General features: G+C 36.7%; 14 protein-coding genes and 1 riboswitch. Of the genes, 11 read left to right on the plus strand and 3 right to left on the minus strand.

Annotation, left to right across the window (positions count from 1 at the left end; translation table 11 throughout):
* Positions 1–125: 125 nt before the first annotated feature.
* The 10 genes from ACPT8Q_RS05835 to ACPT8Q_RS05880 all read left to right on the plus strand — a co-directional run bounded on the left by ACPT8Q_RS05835 (position 126) and on the right by ACPT8Q_RS05880 (position 10873).
* Entirely contained in the window at positions 126–566 is a 441-nt protein-coding gene (locus tag ACPT8Q_RS05835) for an HvfX family Cu-binding RiPP maturation protein (RefSeq protein ID WP_005653243.1), read from the plus strand.
* A gap of 38 nt (positions 567–604) precedes the next feature.
* A complete protein-coding gene (locus ACPT8Q_RS05840) occupies positions 605–841 on the plus strand; it encodes an HvfA family oxazolone/thioamide-modified RiPP metallophore (protein WP_032824069.1) in 237 nt (78 codons plus the stop codon).
* A 60-nt stretch (positions 842–901) separates the two neighbouring features.
* Positions 902–1825, plus strand: coding sequence for an HvfB family MNIO-type RiPP peptide maturase (locus ACPT8Q_RS05845; RefSeq protein WP_005623843.1), 924 nt, complete (start codon positions 902–904; stop codon positions 1823–1825).
* Positions 1815–2531, plus strand: a complete 717-nt coding sequence (locus ACPT8Q_RS05850) for an HvfC family RiPP maturation protein (RefSeq protein ID WP_005660567.1) — start codon at positions 1815–1817, stop codon at positions 2529–2531. Before ACPT8Q_RS05845 ends, ACPT8Q_RS05850 begins: the two co-directional genes overlap by 11 nt.
* 319 nt (positions 2532–2850) lie before the next feature.
* A complete protein-coding gene (locus ACPT8Q_RS05855; protein ID WP_050949113.1) occupies positions 2851–3897 on the plus strand; it encodes a CYTH domain-containing protein in 1047 nt (348 codons plus the stop codon).
* 231 nt (positions 3898–4128) lie between these two features.
* Positions 4129–5505 carry a DNA repair protein RadA gene (gene radA / locus ACPT8Q_RS05860; protein WP_050949114.1) on the plus strand — a complete coding sequence of 459 codons (1377 nt, stop codon included), beginning with the start codon at positions 4129–4131 and terminating at the stop codon, positions 5503–5505.
* Positions 5506–5596: 91 nt separating this feature from the next.
* Positions 5597–6076: a leucine-responsive transcriptional regulator Lrp gene (lrp, locus tag ACPT8Q_RS05865; RefSeq protein ID WP_005653255.1), complete on the plus strand. Its 480-nt coding sequence runs from the start codon at positions 5597–5599 to the stop codon at positions 6074–6076.
* Between the two features lies 1 nt (position 6077).
* Entirely contained in the window at positions 6078–8837 is a 2760-nt protein-coding gene (locus ACPT8Q_RS05870) for a DNA translocase FtsK (protein WP_050949115.1), read from the plus strand.
* 17 nt (positions 8838–8854) lie between these two features.
* Complete coding sequence (gene lolA, locus ACPT8Q_RS05875) at positions 8855–9472, plus strand: outer membrane lipoprotein chaperone LolA (protein WP_050847573.1); 618 nt, start codon at positions 8855–8857, stop codon at positions 9470–9472.
* A 60-nt stretch (positions 9473–9532) separates the two neighbouring features.
* Positions 9533–10873, plus strand: a complete 1341-nt coding sequence (locus tag ACPT8Q_RS05880; protein WP_050949116.1) for a replication-associated recombination protein A — start codon at positions 9533–9535, stop codon at positions 10871–10873.
* Between the two features lie 85 nt (positions 10874–10958).
* Here the strand turns inward: ACPT8Q_RS05880 and aroA are convergent, their stop codons facing one another.
* From aroA to ACPT8Q_RS05895, 3 genes are all read right to left on the minus strand, one after another.
* The gene (gene aroA / locus ACPT8Q_RS05885; protein WP_050949117.1) at positions 10959–12257 is read right to left on the minus strand and encodes a 3-phosphoshikimate 1-carboxyvinyltransferase; all 1299 of its coding nucleotides are present in this window, start codon (positions 12255–12257) and stop codon (positions 10959–10961) included.
* Positions 12257–13093, minus strand: a complete 837-nt coding sequence (gene purU / locus ACPT8Q_RS05890) for a formyltetrahydrofolate deformylase (RefSeq protein ID WP_050845835.1) — start codon at positions 13091–13093, stop codon at positions 12257–12259. The genes aroA and purU overlap by 1 nt, the downstream gene beginning before the upstream one ends.
* Positions 13094–13163: 70 nt before the next feature.
* Entirely contained in the window at positions 13164–13568 is a 405-nt protein-coding gene (locus ACPT8Q_RS05895) for an H-NS family nucleoid-associated regulatory protein (protein ID WP_050845834.1), read from the minus strand.
* Positions 13569–13776: 208 nt separating this feature from the next.
* Positions 13777–13953, plus strand: a riboswitch (Lysine riboswitch).
* 57 nt (positions 13954–14010) lie between these two features.
* On the opposite strand from ACPT8Q_RS05895, the gene ACPT8Q_RS05900 reads away from it, so the two are divergent.
* On the plus strand, positions 14011–15531 hold the full coding sequence (locus ACPT8Q_RS05900; RefSeq protein WP_050949118.1) for a Na+/H+ antiporter NhaC family protein: 1521 nt from the start codon (positions 14011–14013) through the stop codon (positions 15529–15531).
* The last annotated feature ends 261 nt before the right edge of the window (positions 15532–15792 follow it).

Raw genomic sequence — 15792 nt, forward strand, 5'->3', positions numbered from 1 at the left:
AGGTTTATCTTCGACTAACTAAGTAACTGGGTAATATTTCCTAGTGTGGTAAGATAAGTAACTCAATACACTTTTCGCTTTAAAAGCGAGAAAATTTGAAAGGTAAAAAAATGAAGGATTGTAAGATGCAAGGTATCGGCAGTGGCGTAAGTTTATTGATTTTACGCTTTTTTCTCGCGTGGGAGTTTTTTGAATCAGGATTAGAAAAATGGAATGGACAAAATTGGTTCGCTGAAATACAAGATCGTTTTCCTTTTCCATTTAATCTTATTCCTGCCGATATTAATTGGCACGTTGCAATGGGATCAGAATTAATTTTCCCATTCTTGCTGATATTTGGGGTGCTAACACGTTTTAGTGCATTAAGTTTAACGATTTTAATCTCTGTCGCGTGGTATAGCATTCACGCCGATTCAGGTTATAACGTATGTGATAATGGTTATAAATTACCATTAATTTATGTGGTGACTTTATTAATCTTAATTACACAGGGAGCGGGGAAACTCTCTTTAGACACGCTTATTAAGAAGGTTTATCCAACTAAAAGCTGGTTGAAATTTCTCTAATTATTTATTCAAAACTCAAACTTTAGGAGATTATTCAAATGAAAAAATTAGCAACCTTAACAGCATTAGCAGGTGCATTAACGATGGCAGTAGCGACAGCAGCACAGGCTGAATCAAAGTCAAGCAATACTGATAATACAGCAACACCTTGTGTGGGCGATAAATGTGTCAAAACGAAAGCTGCAGAAGGTAAATGTGGTGAAGGCAAATGCGGTGCAGACAAAGCTAAATCTGCTGAAGGTAAATGTGGCGAGGGTAAATGCGGTTCTAAATAAGAATAATAATTATGCTGGTGTAAGAATTTATGCCAGCTTTTATTAAAAAAGGAGTTAATTATGAAATTACAAGGTGCTGGATTAGGTTATCGTCGGAATTTAGCTGAGGATTTTTTACAACTTCCCCCAAACAACGCTATTCAATTTATTGAAGTCGCACCAGAAAATTGGAGTAAAATGGGTGGAATGGCTCGTTATCAATTTGATCAAGCAGCAGAAAGATTTCCATTAGCAGTACACGGTCTTTCACTTTCTTTAGGTGGGCAAGCACCACTTGATCGCAAATTACTCCGTAATACTAAAGCACTAATGAATCAATATAATTCATCTTTCTTTTCTGAACATTTAAGTTATTGTGAATGTGAAGGGCATTTATATGATTTATTACCTATGCCATTTACAGAAGAAGCTGTAAAACACGTTGCGCAACGAATACGTGATGTGCAAGATTTCTTAGGATTGCAAATTTCATTAGAAAATACTTCTTATTATTTGCATTCTCCAACTAGTACAATGAATGAAGTGGAATTTTTAAATGCTATTGCACAAGAGGCTAATTGTGGCATTCATTTAGATGTGAATAATATTTATGTTAATGGTGTTAATCACGGATTGCTTGATCCTTATGTCTTTTTAGATCAAGTGGATGTTAAACGTGTTAATTACATTCATATTGCAGGGCACGATGAAGAACATTCTGCTGCACAAGTTGTGGAGAATTCAGCAGATGAATCATTTAATAAAGTAAAAGGAGCATATCGCCATTTACCTGAATTATTAATTGATACACACGGTGAAGCTGTAAAAGGCACTGTATGGGATTTACTCGAATATGCCTATCAACGACTACCTACGATTCCCCCAACATTATTGGAACGTGATTTCAACTTCCCACCATTTGCAGAACTTTACGCCGAAGTTGAGCATATTGCACAATTACAGCAAAAATACGCTCACACAGAGGTAATGTCTTATGCAGCCTAAGTCATTACTGAAAGAAACTCAGCAAGCACTGGCAAATGCTATTCGGTTAGGTAATGCAGATCCTTTAAATGGTTATGCTGCAAACCGTTTAGCGGTATATACACGTTTAGTTCGTAATAATGCTTTTGGTTTTATTGATCGTTGTTTTGTTGAAGCACCATTACATATTGAGCCAGAGTATTGGAAAAATGCTAAAGAAAATTTTGTACAAAATGGTAATGCGCATTCTCCTTATTTCCAAGATATTGCAGGAGAATTTCTCTTGTTTTGTCAAGAAAAAGAGATATTTGATGCAAATATATTGGCATTGATGGATTTTGAAAATACACAATTACTTGCAGAAGTTTCTTTAGCTAAAGTGCCTGAAAAATTTGAGTGGGATAGACATAGCGTAATGCAATTATCTGGCGCAGCTTATTTAAAAAGTTATGAAGTTGATTTTTTATCAAGTGACTTTAAACAATTTGATGATACGCCAATTCAAGTTATTATATGGCGTGATAGTGATTTTAGGATTCAGCAACAAATCCTTTCAGAGTTAGATTACTGGTTGTTAAGTTATCTACAAGAACAACCAAATTCATTAGAAAATGTTTTGTCTGCACTTAATACAATGGTTGAAGACAGTACCTCAATAATCCCATTATTAGAGCAAGTATGGATGAAATGGGTTACATCTGAAGTAATTTATCCCGAACAAAGATAAAATTTTTGAAAATGCTGAGTAAGATGAAAATATTCATATTTTCATCTTATTTTTATTGACATTTCGCAATTATTGCTAATTTAGATTAGCAAATATTCACATTTTAATCTGGCTTTGTTATTTAAAATTATCAATTTTATCCGATGAAATTTGTTGTATGTTTTTCGGATTATTTTGTATTTTTAGTCGCAATATTTTAATCACAATAAATATAAATTTGTTTGTAGGTGCTTAATATGTAAAGTAAAGCATCACAAAAATCTTGATTTATTTTTATTGTATTGTATATTTAACCAGTTTATTTGAGTGGGGAAATATTATGCTACAAGAAATTGAATTAAAATTGGCGATTTCGCCACAAATAGGTATTGAATTGCCACAATATCTCGCAAAATTTACGATTTTAGAACATCAAAATTTATTTTTGGGCAACACCTATTATGATTATCCCGATTATTTTCTTGCTAAACAAAAAATGGGATTACGTATTCGTCAAGAAGATCAGGAACTTACATTAACGCTTAAAACCAACGGCGAAGTTGTTGGTGGATTGCATAGTCGCCCAGAATATAATTTATCATTAACTGAAAAAGAAACGCCAACCAATGCCCAATTAAGAGAACTTTATCCTTTTGAACAATTACCTCGTTCTACACTACAACCTATTTTCTCCACGGATTTTAACCGCACTTTTTGGTTAGTTGAATTTCAACAATCCAAAATTGAAGTGGCGTTCGATCAAGGCAAAATTATTGCTGGCGAATATGAACAGCCTATTTGTGAAATTGAGTTTGAATTGAAATCTGGAAATGTGCAGGATCTTTTTGATTTTGTGGAAACTTTGCCTTTTGAAAGAGATATTTATTTTAGTAGTGCAAGTAAAGCGAAGAGAGGTTATTTGTTAGGTTCAAAACAATTTTTGACGGATTGGTTAAATAAATGGCGTGATTTCTTAAAAGAAGAACGAGAAGAAAGTGCGGTAGATTTTTGTGTAAAATTTAATTCCGTATTGAAAATGGAACAGAAACTTTTGGAAGAAACCTTATCCTTTTCTCCCGCACTTTTTAGTCAAGATTTTATGAAAACAGTGGAGCGAGTTGGGGCATTTTTTAATCTTTATCATTATTATGATGAAAATGGAAAAATCCTAGAAACAGTGGCAATAGAGAAACAAAAAGAAACGCTATTACCAGATCTGTTAGAAAGCAATCAGAAAATCTTTGCTGAAATTCGTGACTTGATTCGTTTTCATAGTGAAACGAAAGACAATGAAAAAACTATTGAAAAATTGACCGCACTTTTGAAAAGTAGAGTTTATTTTGAGCGAATGATCAAATTAATGGAATTATCTTATGACCTAGGGTAGGTATACCTAGGCTAATCTCAGTGCTACTCCGTTGGAGTAGTTAGATGTTCCCCAAAGGGGGCTAGTATAACCATAATTAACTGAGGGGATTTAATGTAACCTAGGGTAGGTATACCCTAGGCTAGTCTCAGTGCTACCCCGTTGGGGTAGTTTGATGTTTCCCAAAAGGGAACCACTATAAACATAAATTAACTGTGGGTATACTTACCCACGGCAAATACGGAGAATGAAATGGCTAAAGCCCCGAAAACAGCTTATGTATGTAACGATTGTGGTGCAGAGTTTTCTCGTTGGCAAGGGCAATGTTCGGCTTGTAAAGCGTGGAATACCATTACGGAAGTGCGGTTAATTTCCACGGCAAAATCAAAAAATGATCGTTTTAGTGGCTATGCGGGGGAAACTCAGGCAAAAATTCAAACCCTTTCTGAAATTAGTTTGCAAGAAACACCACGTTTTTCCAGTGGCTTTAATGAATTAGATCGGGTATTGGGCGGTGGGATCGTACCGGGCAGTGCGATTTTAATTGGTGGGCATCCTGGTGCAGGGAAAAGTACATTGTTATTACAGGTCATGTGTGGTTTAGCGAAAAATATGACTGCACTTTATGTGACGGGAGAGGAATCGTTACAACAGGTTGCGATGCGTGCAAGTCGATTGGGATTGCCAAACGATCAATTAAAAATGTTGTCAGAAACCTCTGTGGAACAGATTTGTAATTTGGCGGATCAGTTAAAACCGCAAATTATAGTGGTGGATTCCATTCAAGTAATGCATTTAGCAGATATTCAATCATCGCCAGGCAGTGTGGCACAAGTGCGTGAATGTGCTTCTTTCCTCACTCGTTATGCGAAAACCCGCCAAGTTGCCATTATTATGGTGGGGCATGTAACGAAAGACGGTACGCTTGCAGGGCCGAAAGTGTTAGAGCATGCTATTGATTGTTCATTACTATTAGAAGGCGAGGCCGATTCTCGCTATCGTACTTTGCGTGGCCATAAAAACCGTTTTGGTGCAGTGAATGAATTAGGTGTATTTGGTATGACCGAACAAGGTTTGCGAGAAGTGAAAAATCCATCGGCGATCTTTTTAAGTCGTGGGGATGAGATTACATCGGGCAGTTCCGTGATGGTGCTTTGGGAAGGCACCCGCCCTCTTTTAGTTGAAATTCAAGCTTTAGTAGATCATTCAATGCTGGCGAATCCTCGCCGTGTTGCGGTGGGGTTAGAGCAAAATCGTTTGTCGTTGTTATTGGCGGTTTTACATAGACACGGAGGTTTGCAAATGGCGGATCAAGATGTCTTTGTAAATGTCGTTGGTGGTGTAAAAGTTAGTGAAACAAGTGCGGATTTAGCCTTATTGCTTGCGTTAATTTCTAGTTTCCGTAATCGCCCTTTGCCGCAAGATTTAGTGATTTTTGGCGAAGTTGGATTAGCGGGAGAAATTCGTCCTGTGCCAAGTGGACAGGAACGTATTAGCGAGGCTGCAAAACACGGTTTTAAACGTGCTATTGTTCCTTTTGGTAATAAGCCGAAAAGTGCGGTCGAAAATATGCAGGTTTTTACTGTAAAAAAACTCACGGATGCGCTCGCTGTGTTAGATAATTTATAAAAAAATCATTGCCTACTGAAAATGAAAATGAAAATGAAAGTGAAATTCTGTAGAATAGTTGTTCCTTTTTATGTGTAAAGAAATAAAGAAAATGGAAAAAAAACGAAATAAAGCATTGGATGCGATAGATATAAAAATTCTGAATGAATTACAACGCAATGGTAAAATTTCCAATATCGATTTGTCGAGAAAAGTGGGGCTTTCGCCAACGCCTTGTTTAGAACGCGTTAAACGTTTGGAAAAACAAGGTGTGATTATGGGGTATCGCGCGCTGTTAAATCCAGAATTATTGGATGCGCCATTGCTAGTAATTGTTGAAATTACATTAGTACGGGGTAAGCCCGATGTGTTTGAAGAATTTAATGCGGCGATTCAAGAGTTAGATGAAATTCAAGAATGCCATTTGGTATCGGGCGATTTTGATTATTTATTAAAAACTCGTGTGGCAGATATGGCTGAATACCGAAAATTGCTGGGGACGACATTATTGCGTTTACCAGGTGTAAATGACACTCGCACTTATGTTGTGATGGAAGAAGTAAAACAAACTAATTTCCTTGTATTGAAATGATATGATTAAACAAATTACAGAACGATTTACGCCAAGACAGTATTTAGCTGAATTTTTGCTAGGATTGACCGCACTTTTTGGACTTTATTTGATTGTTGCTTGGTCAAGTTATACGCCTCTTGATAATTCTTGGGCTACAGCCAGCGCGTATGAAAACACAATTAATAAAGTGGGGACATTTGGAGCGTGGATAATCGATCTTTTTTTTGTTTTTTTTGGCTATGTCGCCCATATTATTCCTTTCACCGCTTTTCTCGTGCCTATTTATTTATTGAAAACAAAAGCAGTTAAACATCTTTCCTGCACTCGAATTATTCTGCGTAGTTTCGGATTTATTATGCTGATTATTGGGCTTTGTGTAGTGAGTATGTTGCTTTTATCAAGTAATACTTTTTATTTGAGTGGCGGCGTATTGGGTGGATCGCTTGTTGTAAATTGGTTTTATCCTGTATTAGGTAAATTCGGTTCAATTTTAATTGGTTTTGTGTTTGCTTTAATTGGCTTTATTTTTTGTTCTGGCGCATCATTAATTCGATTAATTGTTGCATTTTATTATTGGCTAACAATGAAGAATGAGCAATCAGAAAATGCTGAACAAGAAAAATCAACAGAAGAATTAGAGCAAATCGTGATTGTAAAATCAGATCGTTCAGAAACAGAAAATCTAGATCAAAATCCTCTCAATGTAGAACAAAACAGTGAAATAGAAACAGTAAAGCCATCATTAGAAGCAGAAAATATTTCAATTGACGCATCTTCATCACATTTAATTAATATTAGCGGGTTAAATCCAGAGGTTTCTATAAAATCAGAATATGAACTCGCTAACGAAGATAGTGAAAAACCGCAATTTTCTTTTGGGTTTGATTCTGAAAGCTTGCCTAGTGTGAATTTATCGAGTGATTCAGATGAACAAAGAGTAAGTAAAAATGATTTTGTAGCAGTTTGGAATAAGCCTGTAAAAACAGTTGTTCAAGAAGATCTAGCAATTAATCAAAGTGCGGATGATTTTACGCAAGTTTCTTTGCTGACAAATGATGAAATACCAACAGTTTCATTAAAATCAACGTCTGATACTGAAATGGCAGATAATCATTTTGCTGCTCAAGTTGATGAAAAGGCAGATTTAGAAAAAGATGAAGTGAAATTTAGCGTATCTTTACAGAATAATGTGGACGCAATTGAATTAGACAAAAATCAAGAGCCTAATTATAAAGGTTACAGTGGTAGTTTGATTCATCCTGCATTTCAGCAGCAAACAACTAAACGTGAAAAACCGAGTACGCCATTACCTAGTTTGAACTTGCTTTCAAAACATCCGCCAAGTGAACAACGTATTACACCAGATGAAATAATGGAAACCTCACAGCGTATTGAACAACAATTACGCAATTTTAATGTAAAAGCCAGCGTAAAAGATGTGCTTGTTGGCCCTGTTGTTACGCGTTATGAATTAGAATTACAGCCCGGTGTGAAAGCATCAAAAGTTACGAGCATCGATACCGATTTAGCAAGAGCATTGATGTTTCGTTCTATTCGTGTGGCAGAGGTTATTCCGGGTAAACCTTATATTGGTATTGAAACACCAAATCTTCATCGTCAAATGGTGCCATTACGTGATGTGTTAGATAGTAATGAATTCCGTGATAGCAAGGCAACTTTACCTATTGCTTTAGGGAAAGATATTAGTGGAAAACCAGTCATTGTTGATTTAGCGAAAATGCCACATTTGTTGGTAGCAGGATCAACGGGATCAGGTAAGTCTGTTGGTGTGAATACGATGATTCTAAGTTTACTTTATCGTGTTCAGCCAGAAGATGTGAAATTCATCATGATCGATCCTAAAGTTGTCGAACTTTCTGTTTATAATGATATTCCGCATTTACTGACACCAGTTGTAACGGATATGAAAAAAGCCGCTAATGCGTTGCGTTGGTGCGTAGATGAAATGGAACGTCGTTATCAGTTGCTTTCAGCTCTACGAGTACGCAATATTGAAGGTTTTAACGAAAAAATTGATGAATATGACGCAATGGGAATGCCAGTGCCGAATCCAATTTGGCGACAGGGCGATACAATGGATGCAATGCCCCCCGCATTGAAAAAATTGAGTTATATTGTGGTTATTGTCGATGAGTTTGCTGATTTAATGATGGTGGCGGGTAAGCAAATCGAAGAACTCATTGCACGGTTGGCACAAAAAGCCCGAGCCATTGGTATCCATTTAATTTTAGCCACACAACGCCCCTCTGTGGATGTGATTACTGGTTTAATTAAAGCAAATATTCCAAGTCGCATTGCTTTTACCGTTGCAAGTAAAATTGATTCACGCACTATCCTTGATCAAGGTGGCGCAGAGGCTCTTTTGGGTCGTGGAGATATGCTTTATTCTGGACAAGGTTCATCTGATTTAATTCGCGTACACGGAGCCTATATGAGTGATGACGAAGTAATTAATATTGCGGATGATTGGCGAGCACGTGGTAAACCTGATTATATTGATGGAATTTTGGAAAGTGTGGATGATGAAGATAATGCAGAAAAAGGAATATCAAGTGGTGGAGAATTAGATCCACTCTTTGATGAAGTAATGGATTTTGTTATTAATACTGGTACAACTTCAGTATCTTCTATTCAACGTAAATTCAGCGTAGGTTTTAACCGAGCCGCTCGCATTATGGATCAAATGGAAGAACAAGGGATTGTCAGCCCAATGCAAAATGGTAAGCGTGAGATTTTATCGCATCGTCTAGAATATTAATTTAAAAGGAAAGTAAAATGAAAAAAACAACCTTAAAATTTGCCGCACTTACCTTACTTGGTTTGAGTAATTTTGCATTGGCTGATGCGGCAAGTGAATTGCAAATGCGTTTGGCTAAAGTCGATGTTTTAAGCGCAGAATTTGTGCAAACAGTGACTTCTGGAAGTGGCAAGAATGTTCAACAAGGAAGTGGCAAACTTCAAATTAAACGCCCAAATTTATTCCGCATGGAGACTAAAACCCCTCAAGAAACCCAGATTATTTCTGATGGTAAAACCTTATGGTTCTATGATCCATTTGTGCAACAGGTAACGGCACAATGGGTTAAAGATGCGGTAAATAACACGCCTTTCGTGTTGCTTACCAGTGATGATAAGACCCATTGGCATCAATATACGGTAACACAACAAGCGGATACCTTTGTGTTAAAACCAACCTTATCAACAAGCAATATTAAGCAATTTGATATTCGTGTCGATGCCAATGGCGTATTAAGAAATTTCAGTACGACCGAGAAAGATGGGCAAACCAATCTTTATGCTTTACGTAATATTACTAATCAAGCTTTGTCTGACAGTTTGTTCCAATTCAAGCCAGAAAAAGGCGTTGAAGTGGATGATCAACGTAAAAAATAACAAATGATCATTTTAAATAAGGGCGTAGAAATACGCCCTTCAATCTTGTGAGAAATAAAAATGTCGAACTTCAATTTTGATTTTGCCGAAAATGATTTTCGTCCACTGGCAGCCAAGATGCGTCCAACGAGTCTAGAGCAGTATTTTGGGCAAAGCCATTTAATTGGCGAGGGCAAACCACTGCGAAAAGTGATTCAAGCTGGACATATTCATTCTATGATTTTCTGGGGACCACCAGGTACGGGGAAAACAACACTCGCAGAAATTATTGCTCAGCGTATTAATGCGGAGGTTGAACTAATTTCTGCGGTAACGAGTGGTATCAAAGAAATTCGTGAAGCCATTGATCGTGCAAAACAAAATCGTCTTGCGGATCGTAAAACTATCTTATTTGTGGATGAAGTCCATCGTTTTAATAAAAGCCAGCAAGATGCATTTTTACCGCATATTGAAGACGGAACTGTTATTTTCATTGGGGCGACAACAGAAAATCCCTCTTTTGAGCTAAATAATGCGTTGCTTTCTCGTGCCCGAGTGTATGTGCTGAAATCACTTACAACGGCTGAAATTGAACAAGTTTTGCAGCAAGCTGTAGAAGATCCTGAACGAGGATTGGGTAAAGAGCGGTTAATTTTAGAAGAGAATTTACTGCAAGTACTTGCCGAATATGTTAATGGGGATGCTCGATTAGCCTTGAATTGCCTCGAATTAATGGTGGATATGGCGGATGAAACGGAAAATGGAAAGAAAATTGACCGCACTTTATTAAAAGAAGTCCTGGGCGAACGTCAAGCGAGATTTGATAAACAAGGCGATCGTTTCTATGATTTAATTTCTGCTCTACATAAATCTGTCCGAGGTTCTGCTCCAGATGCTGCGTTGTATTGGTATGCAAGAATTTTAACGGCAGGTGGCGATCCTCTATATGTCGCGCGCCGATTACTTGCCATTGCTTCAGAAGATGTGGGAAATGCAGATCCTCGCGCTATGCAAGTCGCATTGGCTGCATGGGACTGCTTTACTAGAGTGGGGGCTTATGAAGGGGAGCGTGCCATTGCCCAAGCCATCATTTATCTTGCGGTTGCTCCAAAAAGCAATGCAGTTTATACGGCGTTTAATACTGCAAAACAGCAAGCGAAAGATTTACCCGATTACGATGTTCCCCCACATTTACGCAATGCGCCGACTAATTTAATGAAAGAGCTTGGCTATAGTGCAGAATATCGTTATGCCCACGATGAACCTAACGCTTATGCAGCTGGTGAAAATTATTTCCCGCCTGAATTAAAAGACACTCAATATTATTTTCCAACAAATAGAGGTATGGAAATTCAGATCAAGGAAAAACTAGAACGATTACGTGAGCAAGATAAAAGTGCGGTAAAAAAACGGTATAAATAATCTTGATTTAGGATTTGTTTTTAAGAATGGAATGAAAGTGCGGTCAATTTTGAAAACTTTTTTGAAATTGACCGCACTTTTTTACTTAATCTCTTAAGCAAATTTTCTCAAATTCACTAAAGAATGTTGGGAAGGTTTTGGCAGTACATTTAGGATCTAAAATTGTCACTGGTGTGTTTGATAGTGCGATTAGAGAAAAACACATTGCCATACGGTGATCGTTATAGGTCTCAATATTGGCGTGTTTAAATTGATTGAGTACAAGCGGTTGAATACGAATAAAATCTTCGCCTTCTTCGACTTCTGCACCGATTTTACGTAATTCGGTTGCCATTGCTGCTAAACGATCTGTTTCTTTCACACGCCAGTTATAAATATTGCGAATGACGGTTTCGCTGTTGGCAAAAAGAGCAGTGGTTGCAATCGTCATTGCGGCATCTGGAATGTGGTTCATATCCATATCAATACCATTTAATTCAGCGTATTCGGCTTGGATAAAATCCTCTCCCCAAGTGATTTTTGCCCCCATTTTTTCTAATACATCAGCAAATAAACGATCGCCTTGAATTGAATTTTTGCCAATGCCTGTTACTTTCACTTTTCCTTTAATGGCGCCAGCTGCAAGAAAGTAAGAGGCTGATGATGCATCGCCTTCTACCAAGTATTTATTAGGCGAAATATAGGATTGATTGCCTTTAATGTAGAATTTTTGGTAGTGATGATTTTCAATCTTAACACCAAAATCTCGCATCATTGCAAGGGTAATGTCAATATAGGGTTTAGAGACTAGTTCACCGATAATTTCTATTTCTGTGTCATTTTCTGCAAGTGGCGCAGACATTAAAAGTGCGGTCAAAAATTGAGATGAAATTGAACCATCAATTTTGACTTTTCCACCTTTTATCCCTTTGTTGCGAATTGCGAGCGGAGGATAACCCTCATTCTCTAAGTAGCGAATATCAGCCCCTGCTTGGCGTAGCGCATCGACCAAATGAAGAATAGGTCGTTCTTTCATACGAGGTTCACCTGTTAAGATGATTTCGCTTTCGGTTTTTCCTTTTAAGCAAAGTGCTGCGGTTAATGGACGCATTGCAGTCCCAGCATTGCCAAGAAAGAGTGAAAGATTATTCTGTATATTGAATGCTCCGCCTAATCCCTCTATTTCACAAATAGTTTTATCATCAGACAGTTGATAGCGTACGCCCAATGCTTTGAGGGCGTTAAGCATATGTCGAATATCATCGCTATCTAATAAATTGGTTACTTTTGTTGTGCCTTTCGCTAAGGCGGCTAAAAGTAATGCGCGATTTGATAAACTTTTAGAACCTGGTAAATTAATTGTTCCTTCAACCGCATTTATTGGTGCAAGAGTAATTTTTTCCATTACAACACCACCGTTTTATTTTTATAAACAAAAATTCTATCGTGTAAAGCGAGATCAAGGGCGCGACTTAGCACGGTTTTTTCCACATCACGACCAGCACGCATCATCGCTTCTGCATTATAAGTATGATCCACATTAATCACATTTTGCATAATGATTGGGCCTTGATCTAATTCATTATTAATAAAATGTGCAGTTGCACCAATAATTTTTACACCTCGTTCATAGGCTTGTTGATAAGGCTTGGCACCAATGAAAGCAGGTAAGAATGAATGGTGGATATTAATCACTCGATTTGGATAACGCGCGACAAATTCAGGGTTTAGCACACGCATATATTTAGCGAGAACAATATAATCTGGCGTATATTCATCAATTTTTTCTGCCAGTAATTTGTCATGTTCCACACGGGTTAAGTTTTCGTGGCTAATCAAATGAAATGGAATATTAAAACGTTCAACAAGTTCACGTAAATTATCGTGGTTGCCGATGACTGCCGCAATTTCTACATCAAGCGCACCATAATAATTTTTCATTAAAATATCGCCAAGGCAGTGAGCTTCTTTTGTGACTAAAATTACAATTCGCTTACATTGGGTGCTAATCAATCGACAATTCGTTCCTTCGGGTAAGCTATATTTTAGATCTTCTAATAAAGTAGCTTCGTTAAAAATACCTTCCAATTCTGTACGCATAAAGAAATGCTTGGTTTCAAAATCTACAAATTCATTATTATGCAGAATATTTAGTTGATGTTTGTAACAAATATTAGTTATTTTTGCGATTAAGCCTTTATCATCAGGGCAATCAGTGAGTAATATTTTTTTTTCGATCATAATGTTGTGTGCTATGTTTAAATAAAAAAATAGAACCCATAAAAATGAGTTCTAGTTTCAAATAGAAAAATTAAATTTCGAAATCAGATAATGATTTACCTTTGTTCAATGCATTTTGAATTGGACGTGGTGTGCGACCTTGACCCGTCCAAGTTTTATGCTCACCATTTTCATCAATAAAGGCATATTTTGCAGGGCGTGGAGCACGTTTTGTTCGAGTGGATACAGTTGTTGTGCCAAAAATTTCTCGTAATTCTTCAGGCGTAATACCTTCTTTTTCCATTAATTCTTTATATTTAGCTAAACGCTCTTTTCGCTCTGTCTCTGCTTTAATTAATTCTGCTTGATTAGCACGTTTTTCTTCGATAGCTGTTTGTAATTTTTCTAGGGCATTTTCTGCTTGTTCTAACGTTAATTCACGTACAGCTGCGCGTAAACTACGAAGATTTGTTAAACCTCTTACTAATTCGTTCATAATAAACCTCAATAAATAACATTAAATGTGGGAAAATTTATTTAATAATAGAGAAAATAAAATTTATTGTAAATATCTATTATTAAATAAATGATCGAAACAGATATATTTTTTTGTGTTTATTTTCTTTATATTTTTATTCGAGTTTATAAATTTTTTACAAAATCTGTTGGCATTTTGTTTGTTTTACGGTAATCTCTCGAATTACTACAAAAGTAGAGGTGCAATTATTATAAGTATTTTTTCAGAGTGGATAACGAAGAAGAAAAAAGAAAGGAATAGTTGCCGAAATCAAATAAAAGTCATTTTGTTTGGTTGGTGGCGTACTCGAAAGGGGCGGCACTGTCATAGTTTTTCTGATTAACTATGGAGCGCTACGGTTGTTCTGGTCTTATTCTGTCCTGTGCTTTCCGTTCTCTCCATTAATTATAGGTATTATTTAATGGAACTTATTGATTTTTCATCATCTGTTTGGTCAATCGTCCCTGCCTTGTTGGCGATAATTTTGGCGATAGCAACTCGCCGTGTTTTGGTTTCGCTTAGTGCGGGGATTGTTATTGGATCATTAATGTTAAACGATTGGCAAATCGGCAGCACATTTAATTATTTGGTAAAAAATGTGGTTTCTTTGGTTTATGCTGATGGTGAAATCAATTCAAATATGAATATTGTTTTGTTCTTATTATTGCTTGGTGTTTTAACCGCACTTTTAACCGTATCAGGCAGTAATCGTGCCTTTGCTGAATGGGCGCAAAGCCGTATTAAAGGTCGTCGCGGTGCTAAATTATTAGCGGCATCATTAGTTTTTGTTACTTTTATTGATGATTATTTCCATAGTCTTGCTGTAGGCGCAATTGCTCGTCCTGTGACAGATCGTTTTAAAGTTTCTCGTGCGAAACTTGCTTATATTTTAGATTCAACGGCTGCACCGATGTGTGTAATGATGCCTGTTTCAAGTTGGGGCGCATATATTATTACTTTAATAGGTGGTTTATTAGCGACTTATTCCATTACTGAATATACGCCAATTGGTGCATTCGTGGCTATGAGTTCAATGAACTTCTATGCAATTTTTTCCATTATTATGGTGTTTTTTGTGGCATATTTTTCTTTTGATATTGCTTCAATGGTGCGTCACGAAAAATTAGCTTTGGAAAATGCTGAAGATCAGTTGGAAGAAGAAACGGGTGCAAAAGGTCACGTGCGTAATCTTATATTACCTATTTTAGTTTTAATTATCGCTACAGTTTCAATGATGATTTACACAGGGGCAGAGGCATTAGCTGCGGATGGAAAAGTGTTTAGTGTTTTAGGTGCATTTGAAAACACAGTAGTAGGAACATCTTTGGTTGTAGGCGGATTTTGTTCAATTATTATTTCTACTTTATTAATTATTCTTGATCGTCAAGTGAGTGTTCCTGAATATGCACGTTCTTGGATTGTGGGAATTAAATCAATGTCAGGCGCAATCGCAATTTTATTCTTTGCTTGGACAATTAATAAAATCGTAGGCGATATGCAAACAGGTAAATATCTATCTTCTCTTGTGTCTGGTAATATTCCAATGCAATTTTTGCCTGTTATACTTTTTGTTCTTGGTGCAGCGATGGCGTTCTCAACAGGTACGAGCTGGGGGACATTTGGCATTATGTTACCAATTGCCGCAGCAATGGCAGCGAATGCGGCACCAGAATTATTGCTTCCTTGTTTATCTGCAGTAATGGCTGGGGCTGTATGTGGTGATCATTGCTCGCCAGTGTCGGATACAACAATTTTGTCTTCAACGGGAGCAAAATGTAATCATATTGATCACGTTACTACTCAGCTTCCTTATGCTGCCACAGTTGCAACAGCGACTTCTATTGGTTACATTGTGGTAGGGTTTACTTATTCAGGTTTAGCTGGTTTTGCAGCAACGGCAGTTTCATTGATTGTCATTGTATTTGCAGTTAAAAAACGCTAAAAATGTGATCCAATTCAAAAATTTGAATAAAAAATAATATTTTTACTATTTTATAAAATGTGGCATTTTGTCGCATTTTTTTGTTTTTATTGATGGAAGATTTTATAAAAAACTAAATTTTCATTTGTCTTTGGTTTTTTATATTTTTTTAATTGATTTTTTTATTGTTTTAGTGGCTAGACAAATTTTTTTTACTTTGTATGATGTGAAACATTGACATAACCTGTTCGTATTTTTAAAAGTGCGGTAAATTTAAGGAGT

The organism is Haemophilus sp. HN_Hi10 (genome assembly GCF_049821985.1).
Lineage (GTDB): Bacteria > Pseudomonadota > Gammaproteobacteria > Enterobacterales > Pasteurellaceae > Haemophilus > Haemophilus influenzae_D.

Bases quoted from the DNA above. Each gene is read 5' to 3' on its own strand.
- lrp (WP_005653255.1), top strand. From the start codon at position 5,597: ATGGAAAAAAAACGAAATAAAGCATTGGATGCGATAGATATAAAAATT.
- ACPT8Q_RS05880 (WP_050949116.1), top strand. From the start codon at position 9,533: ATGTCGAACTTCAATTTTGATTTTGCCGAAAATGATTTTCGTCCACTG.
- ACPT8Q_RS05900 (WP_050949118.1), top strand. From the start codon at position 14,011: ATGGAACTTATTGATTTTTCATCATCTGTTTGGTCAATCGTCCCTGCC.
- ACPT8Q_RS05840 (WP_032824069.1), top strand. From the start codon at position 605: ATGAAAAAATTAGCAACCTTAACAGCATTAGCAGGTGCATTAACGATG.
- ACPT8Q_RS05845 (WP_005623843.1), top strand. From the start codon at position 902: ATGAAATTACAAGGTGCTGGATTAGGTTATCGTCGGAATTTAGCTGAG.
- ACPT8Q_RS05850 (WP_005660567.1), top strand. From the start codon at position 1,815: ATGCAGCCTAAGTCATTACTGAAAGAAACTCAGCAAGCACTGGCAAAT.
- purU (WP_050845835.1), bottom strand. From the start codon at position 13,093: ATGATCGAAAAAAAAATATTACTCACTGATTGCCCTGATGATAAAGGC.
- lolA (WP_050847573.1), top strand. From the start codon at position 8,855: ATGAAAAAAACAACCTTAAAATTTGCCGCACTTACCTTACTTGGTTTG.
- radA (WP_050949114.1), top strand. From the start codon at position 4,129: ATGGCTAAAGCCCCGAAAACAGCTTATGTATGTAACGATTGTGGTGCA.
- ACPT8Q_RS05835 (WP_005653243.1), top strand. From the start codon at position 126: ATGCAAGGTATCGGCAGTGGCGTAAGTTTATTGATTTTACGCTTTTTT.
- aroA (WP_050949117.1), bottom strand. From the start codon at position 12,257: ATGGAAAAAATTACTCTTGCACCAATAAATGCGGTTGAAGGAACAATT.
- ACPT8Q_RS05855 (WP_050949113.1), top strand. From the start codon at position 2,851: ATGCTACAAGAAATTGAATTAAAATTGGCGATTTCGCCACAAATAGGT.
- ACPT8Q_RS05895 (WP_050845834.1), bottom strand. From the start codon at position 13,568: ATGAACGAATTAGTAAGAGGTTTAACAAATCTTCGTAGTTTACGCGCA.
- ACPT8Q_RS05870 (WP_050949115.1), top strand. From the start codon at position 6,078: ATGATTAAACAAATTACAGAACGATTTACGCCAAGACAGTATTTAGCT.